Here is a 14,700-nt window from a genome sequence, read left to right on the forward strand (position 1 = left end):
GACCTCAGCTTCTTCACCGCCGATCCGCGCGCGGGCCGCGATGCGGCGCAGCTCTTCAACTACATCACCGGCTATGTCGAGCCGGCCAATCTCGAAATGCTCGTCATGTCCCCGCATGGCATGCGCGACCGGCTGTGCGAGCTGATCCAGGCCGAAATCGACAATGCCGCCGCGGGCAAGCCGGCGGCGATCTGGGCCAAGATGAACTCGCTGGTCGATCCCGCCATCATCGAGCAGCTCTACCGCGCCAGCGCCGCCGGCGTGCAGATCGATCTGGTGGTGCGGGGCATATGCTGCCTGCGCCCCGGCGTGCCCGGCATGTCGGACAATATCCATGTGAAGTCGGTGGTCGGCCGCTTCCTGGAGCATAGCCGCATCATCTGCTTCGGCAACGGCGCGGCCTTGCCCAACAAGAATGCGAAGGTGTTCATTTCCTCGGCGGACTGGATGCCGCGCAATTTCGACCGGCGGGTGGAATATATGCTGCCGATCGAAAACCCGACGGTCCACGCCCAGATCCTCGATCAGGTGATGGTGGCCAACCTGATCGACAGCGAGCAGAGCTGGCACCTGCGCGCGGACGGCAGCTATCAGCGGGTCGATCCGGGCAAGCGGCCCTTCAACCTGCACCGCTATTTCATGACCAATCCGTCGCTTTCGGGCCGTGGCGCGGCATTGGAACGCAGCGGCGCCGTGCCCAAGCTCAGCCTTCGGCGGGGTGGATAAGGCGGATTAATCCGGGATCGTTCCGCCGCTTTTCCTTTCGGTGGAAACGAAATCCGGTTAACTTCGCATCGCATGGTCGCCGCTTCGTTCTATCGCAGGAAAGCCCCCATGGGCTCCGCTGAAGGCCGCACGGCCATCATCGACATCGGGTCCAACTCGATTCGCCTCGTCGTCTATGACGGGCCGGTCCGCATCCCTTCGATCCTGTTCAACGAAAAGGTGATGGCGGGCCTGGGCCGCGGGCTGGTGAAGGACGGCGCGCTGGACGAGGAGGCGACCGACCGCGCGCTCACGGCGCTGTCACGCTTCCAGCGGCTGGCCGCGCAGATGGGCGTCACCCAGATCCGCACCGTCGCCACCGCCGCCGTGCGGGAAGCGAGCAACGGCCCCGGCTTCATCGGGCAGATCGAGGCGCTGGGCCTCGATGTCGAGCTTCTTTCCGGCGAGGACGAAGCCAAGATGGCGGGCTATGGCGTGCTCGCCGGCATACCGGACGCGGACGGGATCGTCGGCGATCTCGGCGGCGGGAGCCTGGAGCTGATCCGCGTCGGCGGGGGCCGCATCCACGAGCGCGTCTCCTTCCCCCTGGGCGTTCTCCGCATCGCCGCCATCCGGGCCAAGGGACCGAAAGCGCTGGAAAAGGTGGTGGCCAACGCGATCGGCAAATCCGGCTGGGAAGGGCGGGGGCAGGGGCTGCCCTTCTATCTCGTCGGCGGCTCCTGGCGGTCGCTGGCGCGGCTGGACATGTTCCTTTCCGATTTCCCGCTGCCCATCATCCACCATTATCGCATGCCGGCGGAGGCGCCCGCGCGGCTGGTCCGCTCGCTCGCCCATCTCGACAAGGCCCGGCTGCGCGACGTTCCCGGCCTGTCGCAGCCCCGTATCCCGACGCTCGGCAACGCCGCCGCCCTGCTGGCGACGCTGGTGAAGCATCTCGGCTCGAGCGGACTCGTCGTCTCGGCCTATGGCCTGCGCGAGGGGCTGCTCCATCAGAGCCTGCCCGAGGATGTCCGCGCGCAGGATCCGCTGCTCTGCGCCACGCGCGAGGAAGGCGTGCGCCAGNGGCGCTTCGCCGAGCATGGCGACCTGTTGAACCGCTGGGTTGCCCCGCTCTTCAAGGAAGAAGAGCCGGCCGACGCCCGCCTGCGCCATGCCGCCTGCCTGCNCGCGGACGTGGGCTGGCGCGCTCACCCGGAATTCCGCGCGGTGCGCGGCCTCGAAACCGCGCTTCACGGCAATTGGGTGGGGGTGGACGCGCAGGGGCGGGCGAAGATGGCCCATGCGCTCTACCGCAGCTTCGGCGGCGAAGGCATCGCCCCGGTGGTCGCGGCGCTGCTGCTGCCGGAAGAGATCGCCCAGGCCGAACGCTGGGGGCTGGCCATGCGGCTGGGCCAGCGGCTCAGCGGCGGCGTGGCCGAGCCCCTGGAAACCAGCGCCTTGCAGCGATCGGGCAGTGCGCTCGTGCTCGTGCTGCGCCCGGCCGATTCCGCGCTCTATGGCGAATCGGTCGAACGCCGGCACAAGACGCTGGCCGCGGCCTTCGGCCTCAAGGCGAGCCTGGCCATCGCCGGATAGGAGGGAGGGGAGGGAGGTCCTCCCCTTGTGCCTCAGCCGCAGCGGATCGAGCGGATGAACTGCCGCGAATCGACCTCCACGTTCAGCCGGTCCGCGCGATAATCCATCGTCACGGGCTGGCCGGGGCGCAGCATCCGCACCGTTCGCGCGCCTGTTGCCTTGCGGGCACGTTCGATCACGCCGCCTTCGGCCACCTTGCCGACGAGATATTGCGCGCGGTCAGCCCGGCATTCGCCCTGCGGGCGCGGCGGTCGCGAATGTCCCGGACGGTCGTGATGATCGTCCATGCAGCCGCTCAGCAACAATGCGCCCACGCCGATGAGTGCCAGGCCCTTCACGCGCATGCTTTCCTCCTGCGTTTCAGGCGGCCGCTTTCGGTTGCTTCACCGTGCCGGGCGCGCCTTCCCCGAAATAGGTGGAAACTTCCGAGGAGTCATAATGTTCCACAGGCGGAATGTTCATGGCGGCGCGCGCCTCGTTCAGGCTCAGCCCGAACAGCGGCTCATATTTCGCGGTGAACAGCGGCCTGGCGACCCGGCCGATCTGGATGCCGCGCTCCACGAAGTCCGAAAGGGTGGCGTAGGCGGCCGGATAATGGAGCTGCACGCGGGTGAACATCGGCATGATCAGCAGCATGTTGAGCGAGACCATCTCGCCGGCCAGCTCCGGCGACATGTTGCGGTTCCAATTCTCGATCCGCATCCAGAAGGGCACGACCTCCGCCATGGCATCGAAGCCGACGCCGCCCAATATATGTTCGAAATCATGGGTCTGCGCCGACCGCAGCTCGAAATATTCGAGGTCCGTGGCCGGCCGCCAGTCGGGATCGACGCGCAGGCGCGGATCGAGCGCGATGTCGAGATCGCCCGCCACGAGATAGTCGTGGAATATCCGGCCCAGCGTGCCTTTGGGATAGTCGGCCAGGTCTTCGCGGGTGAAGGTGGAGATGAAGCGTTCCTCCATGAACGCATCGAATTCCGCGTTGCGCTTGCGCTCCTCGGCCAGCAGCCGGTTGATCTCGCCGGTATCGCGCACCTCCCAATAAGCGCGGACGATATTGGTGCTGTCCCACCCCACGCGCCGGTCGCGGCCGTTGCGGCGAAGCATCGCGGTGGTCATCGCGTCGCCCAGCCGGGGATTGTTGAGGTAGCGCGAGGAACTGACGAGAACGCTGCTTTCCGTCGGCATGTCAATCACGCCGAGACGCGAAAAATCATCCATGGTCCGTCTCCGTTGTCGCGCGCATCTCTCGCGGCCGGGGCCGGCGTGCGCAGTCGAAACGGAGTGTGCCCGCGCCCGCGCGGGGCGCCAAGCGCAAAATGAAGGGCGTTCACTCGCCGCGGTGTCTTATTCCGGCGGCGTCACCTCGGACATCACCATGCGGCCCTTGCGCACGCTGAACGCCATCCGGCCTTCGACCAGCGCCAGCGCATCCTTGCCGAACAGGTCGTAACGCCACCCTTCCAGCAGCGCGAGGCCCTCGCGCTGGCCGGCGGCGATCGCCTCCAGCTCGTCCGATCGGGCGATCAGGCGCGGCGCCACGTCGGATTCGCGCGAACGCACCTTCAGCAGCAGCTTCAGCAGATCGGCCACCAGCGCGCCTTCCTTGCCCAGGCCGGGCTTGCGGTCCTCGCGCGGGGGCATCTCGTCGTCGGACAGCGGCGTCGCCGCCTCGATCGCGCCGATCAGCCGGCCGCCAATGTCGTTGCTGGCCCAGCTTGGCGAAAGGCCGCGCACCTTGGCCAGGTCCGCCTGCGATTTGGGGGGGTGGGCGGCGATATCGGCCAGCGTCTCATCCTTGGCGATGCGGCCGCGCGGCAGGTTCTTGCCCTGCGCCTCGCGCTCGCGCCACGCCGCCAGCGCCTTCAACCGGCCCAGCACATCGGCCTTGCGGCTGGGCACGCGGATGCGCGTCCAGGCCTGCTCGGGCAGATTCTCATAATTGGCGGGATCGCCCAGCCGCTCCATCTCCTGATCCAGCCACTGGCCCCGGCCGGTCTTGCGCAGCCGGTTCAGCATCTTCGGGAAGATTTCGACGAGATGGGTCACGTCGCCGATCGCATAATCGATCTGGCGCTTGTCGAGCGGGCGGCGCCCCCAGTCCGTGAAGCGGGCGCCCTTGTCGAGCTTGATGCCGAGAATCGATTCGACGAGGTTCGAATAGCCGACCTGTTCCCCCATGCCGAGCGCCATGGCGGCGACCTGGGTATCGAACAGCGGGTGCGGCGTCTTGCCCGTCAGGTTGTAGACGATCTCGAGGTCCTGGCCGCCGGCGTGGAAGACCTTCAGCACGTCCTCATTATCGACCAGAAGATCAAGAAGTGGTTTCAGATCAAGGCCTTTGGCCTTGGGATCGATGGCGGCGGCTTCCTTGTCGTCGGCGATCTGGATCAGGCACAGATCGGGCCAGTAGGTGTTCTCCCGCATGAATTCCGTATCGACCGCCACGAACGGCGATTGGGCAAGGCGAGCGACGAGGGCGGCGAGCGTGGCGCTATCTGTAATCAGCGGATGAATCTGCATGAGTGGTGCATAGCCCGGTATCGCGGCTTGACAAGGCGCGCATGCACGCGCGAAGCGCGGGCCACGCGAATAATTCCAAAAAGTCGAAAGAACCCGATGCACGCTTACCGCTCGCATAACTGCGCCCAACTGCGCGCCGCCGATGAAGGCGCCACGGTCCGTCTCTCGGGCTGGGTCCACCGCAAGCGCGACCATGGCGGCGTGCTCTTCGTCGATCTGCGCGATCATTACGGCCTCACGCAGATCGTGGCGGACGGCGATTCCCCGGCTTTCGCCACGCTGGACGCGGTGCGCGTCGAATCGGTGATTACCATTACCGGCAACGTGAAGCTGCGCGCCGAAGGCACCACCAATCCCAACCTCGCCACCGGCGAGATCGAGGTCTATGCCCGCGAAGCGACCGTCCAGTCGGCCGCGGCGGAGCTGCCGCTGCCGGTGGCCGGCGAGGCCGAATATCCGGAGGATATCCGCCTGCGCTATCGCTATCTCGATCTGCGCCGCGATCGCCTGCACAAGAATATCGTCCTGCGCTCCAACGTCATCGCCTCGCTGCGCCGGCGGATGATCGACCAGGGCTTCACCGAATTCCAGACGCCGATCCTGACGGCCTCGTCGCCCGAGGGCGCGCGCGACTATCTCGTCCCCAGCCGCGTCCATCCCGGCAAATTCTATGCGCTCCCGCAGGCGCCGCAGATGTTCAAGCAGCTGCTGATGGTCGCCGGCTTCGACCGCTATTTCCAGATCGCGCCCTGCTTCCGCGACGAGGATGCCCGCGCCGATCGTTCGCCGGGCGAGTTCTACCAGCTCGATTTCGAGATGAGCTACGTCACCCAGGAGGATGTGTTCGCCGCGATCGAACCCGTGCTTCATGGCGTGTTCGAGGAGTTCGCCGATTTCGAAGGCAAGGGCCGCACCGTTTCGCCGCTGCCGTTCCGCCGCATTCCCTACAGGGAATCGATGCTGAAATATGGCAACGACAAGCCGGACCTGCGCAATCCGATCCTGATCTCGGACGTGTCCGGCTATTTCGAAGGTTCGGGCTTCGGCCGCTTCGCCTCGATCGTCGAGGCGGGCGATGTCGTCCGCGCCATCCCGGCGCCGAATACGGCGGACAAGAGCCGCAAATTCTTCGACGACATGAACGCCTGGGCGCAGTCGGAAGGCTTTGCCGGCCTCGGCTATGCCACCCGCAAGGGCGGCGAATGGGGCGGCCCGATCGCCAAGAATCATGGCGAAGAGGGCATGAACGCTATGGCCGACGCGCTGGGCCTCGGCCCGGACGACGGCCTGTTCTTCGCGGCCGGCAAGGAAGCGCAGGCTGCCAAGCTCGCCGGCCTCGCCCGCACGCGGGTGGGCGAGCAATTGGGCCTGATCGATGCCAGCCGCTTCGAATTCTGCTGGATCGTCGATTTCCCGATGTTCGAATATGACGAGGACGCGAAGAAGATCGATTTCAGCCACAACCCCTTCTCGATGCCGCAGGGCGAGCTGGAGGCGCTGGAAACGAAGGACCCGCTCGATATCCTCGCTTATCAGTATGATATCGTCTGCAACGGCGTGGAATTGTCGTCCGGCGCGATCCGGAACCACAAGCCGGAGATCATGTACAAGGCGTTCGAGATCGCCGGCTACAGCCGCGAGGATGTGGACACCAACTTCGCCGGCATGATCAACGCCTTCAAATATGGCGCGCCGCCGCACGGCGGATCGGCACCGGGCGTGGACCGCATCGTCATGCTGTTGGCGGATGAGCCGAACATCCGCGAGGTGATCGTCTTCCCGATGACGCAGAAGGCGGAGGACCTGATGATGCAGGCGCCCGCGCCCGCGACGATGAAGCAGCTGCGCGAGCTCAACATCCGCGTCGTCGAGCCTTCGAAGGGCTGACCGTCCCGCAGCGGGGCAAGGGGCGCGCCGCCGAGCGGCTTGACTTGGCGGCACCCTTTGCCCACGCCTTTCCCTTCCCGCAGGCGTGAGGGGAAAGCGTATGGCGATCGATCTTTCGGACTACGAAAAGGGCGAAAAGTTCGACGGCGACTATGATAAGGCGCTGGAAAGCGTGCAGGAGCGGCTTGCGCGCGTGCAGGTCGCCCACATCATCCACGGCCGGCGCAGCGTCGTCATGTTCGAAGGGTGGGACGCGGCCGGCAAGGGGGGCATCATCCAGCGCCTCACCGCCAAATGGGACCCCCGTCATTTCGAGGTCTGGCCGATCTCCGCGCCCACCGAGGAGGAGAAGGCCCGCCATTTCCTCTGGCGCTTCTGGAAACGCCTGCCGGGCCAGGGCGAGATCGGCGTGTTCGATCGCAGCTGGTATGGCCGGGTGCTGGTGGAGCGCGTCGAGAATTTCGCCACCGAAAAGCAGTGGCGCCGCGCCTATGACGAGATCAACGAGTTCGAGGCGCAGCAGAAGGAAGATGGCACGCCCATCATCAAGCTGTTCCTCCACATCACCCAGGATACCCAGGACGAACGCCTCAAGGAACGCCTCCTCCATCCGTGGAAGCGGTGGAAGACCGGGCGCGAGGATTTTCGCAACCGTTCACGCCGGCCGGAATATCTGACGGCGATGCACGAGATGTTCGAGCATACCGACACGCGCTGGGCACCGTGGCACGTGATCGACGGCAACAACAAGAAGGCGGCCCGCATCGCGGCGCTCAACCTGATCGCCGAAAAGCTGGAAAAGGCCGTGCCGATGAAGCCGCCGCCGCCGCCGCCGGAATTGGTGGCGATCGCCCGCACGGCATTCGGCGTCGATTTCGAGATGGAATGACGGAAGGCCGCGGGGGGCCTCAGCCCGCCGGCGGATAGCTGATCGCCAGCACTTCCCATTCCTTGGGACCGGCGGGGAGCTGGACGCTGCGCACGTCGCCGACGGCCGCCCCCTTGAGCGCACGGGCGAAGGGGGAGCGCCAGCTTATCCGGCCCTGGCCGGCATCGGCCTCATCCTCGCCGATCAGGGTGACGATACGCTCCTTGTCGTCCTCGTCCACTAGCGTCACCGTGGCGCCGAACCACACCCGATCGCGATCGGCCTGGGCGGCCGGATCGATCACCTTGGCCGCCTTCATCCGGCGCGAGAGGAAGCCCAGCTCCCGATCGATCTCGCGCAGTTTCTTGCGGCCGTAGATATAGTCGCCATTCTCGGACCGGTCGCCATTGCCCGCCGCCCAGGAAATGGTTTCGACGAGCTTCGGCCGCTCGATGGCGAAAAGCTGGTCATAGCGTTCGCGCAGGGCCCTCAGCCCGGCGGGGGTGATATAGTTCGGGCGGTCGTTCATGTGCCCGCCGATATCAGCCCGGCGTCGATTTGCCGAGATAGGCCGACAGCTTGTTGCGCGCCGGCATGCGGGCATATTGCGGGTTCATGGCGGAATAGACGACGGCGTTTTCCAGCACGCGCTGCACATAGCCGCGCGTTTCGCTGAGCGGGATCGCTTCGATCCATTCGACGACGTCGATACCGCTCATCCGGGGATCTCCGTTTGTTTTCAGCCACTTGTTAACATTTCCTGGGCCGGCGTTGTAACTCGCCACCGCCAGCACGTGGCTGCCGCCATAATAATCGAGCAAGCGCTGGAAGAAGCTGGAGCCCAGCATGATGTTGTAGGACGGGTCCTTGACCAGCCGGTCATAATCATAAGGCAGGCCCATCTTGCCCGCCTGCTCGCGCGCGGTGCCCGGCATCAGCTGCATCAGCCCGCGCGCGCCGGCATGGCTCACGGCCTCGCGGTCGAACTGGCTCTCCTGCCGGGTGATGGCATGGATCATCACCCAATTGTTCCGCTCTGTCGGCGGCACGGCGATCTGGGGGAAGCCGGTGGGCACGAAATCGCTGACGCCGGTGTTGCGGGCGTTGCGGGCCACCATCACCCCCAGGTCGGGCCGCCCGATCTCGCGCGACAATTCGGCCGAAAGGGCGTGATCCGCATCGGATTTCGCATCCTGGGCTATCGCGCGCAGGAACTGGCTCTGGTCGCGCCACGATCCCAGCTCGCCCAATATGCGCGCGGCCCGCACGATCGGCCGTTGCGCGAAGCTCGTGCGCTCGGCGGGGGTTATGGTGATGGGGTCGACATGGGGCGTCTCCACCGTCCGGCCCAGCCGTTCGGCGGCAAGCTGGCCGTAGAACTGGTCCGCATGCGATGCCGCCTCGGTGAAGTAGCGGTTGGCCGCCGTGGGATCGCCCGCCGCCAGCGCGGCGCGGCCGGCCCAGTAGAGCCCCTTGGTCTGCGTGCCGGGCGACTGCGCGGCGGCGGCGTAGCGGCTGAAGAGCGTCGCGGCGTCGGCGGGGCGGTTCATCTTCTTGAGCGCGGTCATCCCGCCAAGCCAGACGAGGTCGGTATATTTGTCCCGCTCGCCAAAGGGGCGGTCGCGGATCACGGTGCCGGGGGCGAAGGCGCCATCCGCCTGCTGGGCCATGCCCAGCGCGTAGCTGGTCTGGTTGTCGTTGGCCGCGCCGCGCGCGTTCGTCACCAGCACGTCCAGCCATTTTTCGGCATCGAGCGGCGGGCTGGCGAAGCTGCGCCGCTGCGCCAGCCAGGATCGCGCGTTCACGCTCTGGCCGTTGTCGCGCAGCCAGCGGGCGCGATCGGCGACGAAACCGGGATCGCTGTTGCCGGTCGTGGCGAACACCATCGCCTTGTCGGCGGCGTCGGCCCGGTTGGTCTGCATGGCCAGCCGGGCATCGAACAGCGCCTGCCGCACCGGCGACGTGCGGGCCATCTGGCGCTGGGCGGCGGTCGTCTGCCGGTTCCACAGCAGCCGTTCCATCCGAAGATCCTGGTCCGCCTGGGTGAGCTGTCCGCCGAAGCGGGCGATGAGGCGCTGTTCTTCCGCATCGCTCAGCGATCCGCCGGTCCAGGCCGCGCGCGCCGCGGCAACGGCGTCGGCCGACCGGCCGATCGCGGCCAGCGCCTCGGCCTGGCGCAGCCGGCCGCTGTTGGTCAAGGGCGGGAAGCGATCGAAGAATCGCGCGACGTCCGCCGGCGCGCCGGGCAGCGTCTCCAGCTGGCGTTCGGCCGTCCGGCGCATCGCCGATTCGCCGGGCCAGCCGGGGAAGGCGATCAGAAAGCTGGCATATTCGGAAAAGGGCAGGCTGTCCGTCTGGCGCAGGCGGCTCCAGCGGACCACCCCTTCGGCCACGGGGTCGGCGGCCACGCCGGCGGCCGGAAGCCCGCTGGCGGCCGACAGCCCCAGCCGCCCGCGATACCAGTCCCGCTGCTCCGTGGTCAGCGTCGCGGCGCCGGCCACCGACGCCATAAGCACACCCAGGCTCAAAACGCGCTTCAACATGCTGGACATGATGTGGCTGGCATCCTTATCAGCCGCTGAACATAACCGGCCCATATCGCGCACTATGCCGCGCCCTGGGCTTCAGGTGAAGGGAGTGCATGATGTTCAGCGGGTCGATTCCGGCTCTCGTGACGCCGTTTCGCAACGGGCGGTTCGACGAGGCGGCCTTCCGCGCCTTCGTCGATTTCCAGATCGAGAACGGCTCGTCCGCGCTCGTGCCCTGCGGCACGACGGGCGAAAGCGCCACCATGTCGATCGACGAGCATAACCATGTAGTCGCGGTGTGCATCGATCAGGCGGCCGGCCGCGTGCCGGTGATCGCGGGCTGCGGATCGAACGACACCAAGGTCGCGCTGGAACATATGCAGCATGCCAAGGCGGCCGGCGCCGCCGCCGGGCTGGTCGTGCTGCCTTATTATAACCGTCCCAACCAGGATGGGCTGATCGCGCATTACACCTACCTCGCCGAAAATTGCGATCTGCCGATCATCCTCTACAACGTGCCCGCGCGCACCGTGACGGATATCACCGTGGATACCATGGCGACGCTCGCCCGGCTTCCCACCATCGTCGGCGTCAAGGATGCCAGCGGCAAGGTGGAGCGGGTGGCCGCCCAGCGGCTCGCCTGCGGGGCGGATTTCTGCCAGCTTTCCGGCAATGACGATATGGCGCTGGGCTTCATGGCAATGGGTGGCGTCGGCTGCATCTCCGTCACGGCCAATGTCGCGCCCCGGCTGTGCGCCGATTTCCAGGCCGCCTGCCTTTCCGGCGACTGGAAGGGGGCGCTGGCGCTTCAGGACCGGCTGTTCCCGCTGCACAGCGCTCTGTTCACCGATGCTTCACCCGGCCCCGTCAAATATGCGCTCAGCCGTACCCGCCCGGATTTCCCCGTGGAATTGCGCCTGCCGATGACCTGGCCGTCGGAAGCGAGCCGCAAGGCGGTGGATGCGGCGCTCGCCCATGCGGGGCTGGTGTAACAGCTACCGTCCCCCATATGGGCGCATGACGCGATTCTGCGCCCAAGAAAGCAAGAGATGGCCCGCCCCAAGCCCGCAACCTTTGAAAAAGTGAAAACGGTCGCCGAAAACCGGCGGGCGCGGTATGAATATTTCCTGGAGGAATTCTTCGAGGCGGGCATCGCGCTGACCGGCACCGAGGTGAAGTCGCTGCGGTTCGGCGAGGGATCGATCGCCGAAAGCTATGCCGAGGTGAGGGACGGGCAGGCCTGGCTCATCAATTCCAACATCCCGGAATTCAGCCATGGCAACCGTTTCAATCACGAGCCGAAGCGGCCGCGCAAGCTGCTGCTGCACGAACGCGAGATCGAAAAGATGCGCAACGCCGTCTCCCGCGAGGGGATGACGCTGATTCCGCTGTCCATCTATTTCAATCCGCGCGGCCGGGCGAAGGTGGAACTCGCGCTCGCCAAGGGCAAGAAATTGCACGACAAGCGGGAGACGGAAAAGTCGCGGGACTGGAAACGCGAACAGCAGCGCCTGCTGCGCGACCGGGGTTAGGCGCGATGTTCGAGAGAATGCGCGCCTGGTCGGAGCGCAACATGCCCACGCGCGAGACGTTCGAGCGGATCGGCTGGCTGCGGCCGATCGCGCACCGCATCCTTTTGCCCGAACTGTGGCGCTTCCACCGCCGCTCGGTGCCGCGCGGCGTGGCGCTGGGCGTGCTGGTCGGCGTGCTCATCCCCGTGGCGCAGACGGTGTTCGCCGCGATCTTTGCCTTGCCGTCGCGCGCGAACGTGCCGGTGGCGGCGCTCACCACATTCATCACCAATCCGTTCACCACCCCCGCCATCTGGGCCTTCTCCATCTGGATCGGCCGGATGATGCTGGGCCATCATGGCGGCGATCCGGCTGTCGTCGAAGGCGTGAACAAGGCGATGGGCTGGAGCGAATGGCTGCTGCGCGACGTCGGCCCGGCGCTCGGCCTCGGGCTGGTCGTCGTGGCGGTCGTCGGCGCGGTGCTCGGCTATCTGGTCGCCTCCATCACCTGGCGGATGTGGATCGCCCACAAGTGGCGGCACCGCCGGCATGAGCGCCAGCGTAACGATTGAGCCCTGCCGGTCGCGGCATCGGATGGATCGCCGCCGCCGCGCTTGACGGGCCGCGCCTTGCCGGAGGATGAAACAGGATCATGGCAACCGCCTTTCCGTTCCTCCCGGTCCAGGCTTCCGAACGCGGCGATCGCGCGATCCTGCTGGGCGTGGCGGGCCTCGGCCTCGGCACGGCGCTGCTGCTGCTCTGGCTGCTCGGCGATGTGCTGGCGGCCGGCGTCTTTCTCCTCGTCTTCCTCGCGGCCGGCGGGCTCATCCTGCTGCTCGGCCGGCACCGGTCCGGCCTGGCCGACGCGGCGACCATGGGCGATATCGGCCTGCTCAACGCCGCCATCGGCGATTCGTCCGAAGCGGTCGCGATCACCGACAGGTCCGGGCGGCTGATCTGCGCCAACCGCACCTTCGGCGAATGGTTTCCCGGCCTGCCGGCGCCGCCGGGGCTTGCGATCGGCGATCATGGCGACGATCGTCTGGCGGGGGCCGGCCGGTCGGCATGGCGTGACGGCTGGGCCGAGGTCGAGGGGCTGGCGACCGGGCGTGGACGGCTTTCCGCCACCGCGCTGCGGGCGGGCACGGCGCAGGACCATCTCGTCTGGCGGCTGCGGCGGATGCGCGGCGGCCAGCTGGTCGATGAAACCCGCAGGCTGGTGGAAGGCGAGGGGGGGCAGCGCCTAGGCGCGGCCGGGATGATGGCGGCCATCGCCGATGGCGGCGGCCGGCTCGTCGCCGCCAACCGGGTATTCCTCCAGCGCGCGCTGGGCAATGAGGAAGCCGGCATCCACGCGCTTGCCGATCTTTTCGACGACAGCGGCGGCGATGTGATCCGCTTCCGCCATGAAGGGGATGAGGCGACCCCGTTGCGGGTGGTGCAGGTGCCGCTGGACGACGGCGTCGGCGAAAGCCCCACCCTGTTCCTGCTGCTCGACGATGCCGGCGCGCTCCGGCCGGCGGCCGATGCCGCCTCCGATCATGTCGAAGCCCTGCTGGCGATGCTGCCGCTGGGCCTTGCGCTGGCGGAGCGCGACGGCCGCATCCTCTTCATGAACGATGCCTTCCGGCGCGCGGCGGGGCTGCCGCAGGGGCAGCCGGTGCTCTATCCCAGCGATCTCGTGGTGAAGGAGGACAAGGCTGCCGTGGCCGACGCGGTGCGCCGTTTCGCCGCGGGCCAGCGCATGTCCGGCGACATCGCCGTCCGCCTCCGCTATCGCGCGGACGAGGCGGTGGCGCTCACCATCGCCGGCGCGCGCGGGCTGGGCGAGGCGGCGGTGCTGCTGAGCCTCAAGGACAATAGCGAGGAATCGCGCCTCAAGAACCAGGTGGCGCAGGCGACGAAGATGCAGGCCGTGGGCCAGCTCGCCGGCGGCGTCGCGCATGATTTCAACAATATCCTGACCGCCATCATCGGCCATTGCGATCTGATGCTGCTGCGCCACCGGCCGGGCGAGAGCGATTATGACGATATCCAGCAGATCCGCCAGAATTCGAACCGTGCCGCCGGCCTGACCCGCCAGCTCCTCGCTTTCTCCCGTCAGCAGACGCTGCGCCCGCAGGTGCTGCAACTGCCGGACGTCATTTCGGAAATATCCAATCTCATCAAGCGGCTGCTGGGCGAACGGGTCCGCCTCGTCGTCAAGCATGGCCGCAATCTCGGCCAGGTCCGCGCCGATCCGGGCCAGCTCGAACAGGTCATCGTCAACCTAGCGGTGAACGCGCGCGATGCGATGCCGGATGGCGGCACGCTGACGGTGCAGACCTATGGCGTCACCGCCGCCGAGGTGCGCCGTCTCAATAGCGATATCCTGCCGGTCGCCGATTATACCGCGCTCAGCGTCTCCGACACCGGCACCGGCATTCCGGCGGAACTGCTGGGCAAGATATTCGAACCCTTTTTCACCACCAAGGAAGTGGGCAAGGGCACCGGCCTCGGCCTGTCCACCGTCTACGGCATCGTCAAGCAATCGGGCGGGTTCATCTTCGCCGATTCCAAGCCCGGCGTCGGCACCAGCTTCGTCATCTATCTCCCCGTCCATCGCGCGGACCCCATGCTGGATGCGCCGCCCCCGCCCAAGAAGCCGCGCCAGGGCGAATTGTGGGGAACGGGGACGATCCTGCTGGTCGAGGACGAGGATATGGTCCGCGCCGTGGCCGAACGCGCGCTCACCCGCCAGGGCTACAAGGTGTTGACCGCTGCCAATGGCGAGGAGGCGCTGGAAGTGCTGCAGGGCATGGCGGCCGATGGCGGGGAGACGATCGACCTGCTCGTGTCCGACGTGGTGATGCCCACCATGGACGGGCCGACGCTCGTCCGCCATGCGCGCGAGATGTTCCCCAGGCTGCCGATCCTGTTCATGTCCGGCTATGCCGAGGAGCAGCTTCGCCGTTCGATCGATCTCGATCGGGTGGCTTTCCTGGCCAAGCCCTTTTCGGTCCAGCAACTGGCTGAGGCGGCGCGCGATGCGCTGGGCGCCAAGGGGACGGCGGCTTCCTGAGCGGGCGGCGAAGCGGTTTGC

General features: G+C 66.9%; 12 protein-coding genes and 1 pseudogene. 8 read left to right on the forward strand and 5 right to left on the reverse strand.

Features of this window, described 5'->3' with window-relative positions; genetic code table 11:
- Positions 1-726 (forward strand): annotated as a pseudogene (locus BHE75_RS24930) (RNA degradosome polyphosphate kinase); the annotation flags it as partial.
- A gap of 108 nt (positions 727-834) precedes the next feature.
- A complete protein-coding gene (locus BHE75_RS09045) occupies positions 835-2,301 on the forward strand; it encodes a Ppx/GppA family phosphatase (protein ID WP_084653481.1) in 1,467 nt (488 codons plus the stop codon).
- 32 nt (positions 2,302-2,333) lie between these two features.
- Here BHE75_RS09045 and BHE75_RS09050 read toward each other — a convergent pair whose 3' ends face one another.
- The 3 genes from BHE75_RS09050 to rnd all read right to left on the reverse strand — a co-directional run bounded on the left by BHE75_RS09050 (position 2,334) and on the right by rnd (position 4,824).
- On the reverse strand, positions 2,334-2,645 hold the full coding sequence (locus BHE75_RS09050; RefSeq protein ID WP_015460282.1) for an I78 family peptidase inhibitor: 312 nt from the start codon (positions 2,643-2,645) through the stop codon (positions 2,334-2,336).
- A 16-nt stretch (positions 2,646-2,661) separates the two neighbouring features.
- Positions 2,662-3,522 (reverse strand): Coq4 family protein, encoded by an 861-nt coding sequence (locus BHE75_RS09055; protein WP_015460283.1) that lies wholly within the window; start codon positions 3,520-3,522, stop codon positions 2,662-2,664.
- A gap of 126 nt (positions 3,523-3,648) precedes the next feature.
- The gene (gene rnd / locus BHE75_RS09060; protein ID WP_015460284.1) at positions 3,649-4,824 is read right to left on the reverse strand and encodes a ribonuclease D; all 1,176 of its coding nucleotides are present in this window, start codon (positions 4,822-4,824) and stop codon (positions 3,649-3,651) included.
- 96 nt (positions 4,825-4,920) lie between these two features.
- On the opposite strand from rnd, the gene aspS reads away from it, so the two are divergent.
- Both aspS and BHE75_RS09070 read left to right on the forward strand, forming a co-directional pair.
- The gene (gene aspS / locus BHE75_RS09065; protein WP_015460285.1) at positions 4,921-6,711 is read left to right on the forward strand and encodes an aspartate--tRNA ligase; all 1,791 of its coding nucleotides are present in this window, start codon (positions 4,921-4,923) and stop codon (positions 6,709-6,711) included.
- 100 nt (positions 6,712-6,811) lie between these two features.
- Positions 6,812-7,600: a polyphosphate kinase 2 family protein gene (locus tag BHE75_RS09070; RefSeq protein ID WP_015460286.1), complete on the forward strand. Its 789-nt coding sequence runs from the start codon at positions 6,812-6,814 to the stop codon at positions 7,598-7,600.
- A 19-nt stretch (positions 7,601-7,619) separates the two neighbouring features.
- On the opposite strand, the gene greB is transcribed toward BHE75_RS09070, so the two are convergent.
- Complete coding sequence (gene greB, locus BHE75_RS09075) at positions 7,620-8,108, reverse strand: transcription elongation factor GreB (protein WP_015460287.1); 489 nt, start codon at positions 8,106-8,108, stop codon at positions 7,620-7,622.
- A 13-nt stretch (positions 8,109-8,121) separates the two neighbouring features.
- The gene (locus tag BHE75_RS09080; RefSeq protein WP_070933658.1) at positions 8,122-10,131 is read right to left on the reverse strand and encodes a lytic transglycosylase domain-containing protein; all 2,010 of its coding nucleotides are present in this window, start codon (positions 10,129-10,131) and stop codon (positions 8,122-8,124) included.
- Between the two features lie 92 nt (positions 10,132-10,223).
- On the opposite strand from BHE75_RS09080, the gene dapA reads away from it, so the two are divergent.
- The 4 genes from dapA (at position 10,224) to BHE75_RS09100 (ending at position 14,679) form a co-directional block, all read left to right on the forward strand.
- Entirely contained in the window at positions 10,224-11,099 is an 876-nt protein-coding gene (gene dapA, locus BHE75_RS09085; protein WP_070935687.1) for a 4-hydroxy-tetrahydrodipicolinate synthase, read from the forward strand.
- A gap of 57 nt (positions 11,100-11,156) precedes the next feature.
- On the forward strand, positions 11,157-11,639 hold the full coding sequence (gene smpB, locus BHE75_RS09090) for an SsrA-binding protein SmpB (RefSeq protein WP_015460290.1): 483 nt from the start codon (positions 11,157-11,159) through the stop codon (positions 11,637-11,639).
- A 5-nt stretch (positions 11,640-11,644) separates the two neighbouring features.
- On the forward strand, positions 11,645-12,190 hold the full coding sequence (locus tag BHE75_RS09095; RefSeq protein WP_015460291.1) for a DUF2062 domain-containing protein: 546 nt from the start codon (positions 11,645-11,647) through the stop codon (positions 12,188-12,190).
- Positions 12,191-12,270: 80 nt separating this feature from the next.
- Positions 12,271-14,679, forward strand: coding sequence for an ATP-binding protein (locus tag BHE75_RS09100; protein WP_070933659.1), 2,409 nt, complete (start codon positions 12,271-12,273; stop codon positions 14,677-14,679).
- Positions 14,680-14,700 lie beyond the last annotated feature (21 nt).

Source organism: Edaphosphingomonas haloaromaticamans (assembly GCF_001853345.1).
Lineage (GTDB): Bacteria > Pseudomonadota > Alphaproteobacteria > Sphingomonadales > Sphingomonadaceae > Sphingomonas_E > Sphingomonas_E fennica.

Coding starts and splice junctions, on each gene's coding strand:
- BHE75_RS09050 (WP_015460282.1), bottom strand. CDS start 2,645: ATGCGCGTGAAGGGCCTGGCACTCATCGGCGTGGGCGCATTGTTGCTG.
- BHE75_RS09055 (WP_015460283.1), bottom strand. CDS start 3,522: ATGGATGATTTTTCGCGTCTCGGCGTGATTGACATGCCGACGGAAAGC.
- rnd (WP_015460284.1), bottom strand. CDS start 4,824: ATGCAGATTCATCCGCTGATTACAGATAGCGCCACGCTCGCCGCCCTC.
- aspS (WP_015460285.1), top strand. CDS start 4,921: ATGCACGCTTACCGCTCGCATAACTGCGCCCAACTGCGCGCCGCCGAT.
- BHE75_RS09070 (WP_015460286.1), top strand. CDS start 6,812: ATGGCGATCGATCTTTCGGACTACGAAAAGGGCGAAAAGTTCGACGGC.
- greB (WP_015460287.1), bottom strand. CDS start 8,108: ATGAACGACCGCCCGAACTATATCACCCCCGCCGGGCTGAGGGCCCTG.
- BHE75_RS09080 (WP_070933658.1), bottom strand. CDS start 10,131: ATGTCCAGCATGTTGAAGCGCGTTTTGAGCCTGGGTGTGCTTATGGCG.
- dapA (WP_070935687.1), top strand. CDS start 10,224: ATGTTCAGCGGGTCGATTCCGGCTCTCGTGACGCCGTTTCGCAACGGG.
- smpB (WP_015460290.1), top strand. CDS start 11,157: ATGGCCCGCCCCAAGCCCGCAACCTTTGAAAAAGTGAAAACGGTCGCC.
- BHE75_RS09095 (WP_015460291.1), top strand. CDS start 11,645: ATGTTCGAGAGAATGCGCGCCTGGTCGGAGCGCAACATGCCCACGCGC.
- BHE75_RS09100 (WP_070933659.1), top strand. CDS start 12,271: ATGGCAACCGCCTTTCCGTTCCTCCCGGTCCAGGCTTCCGAACGCGGC.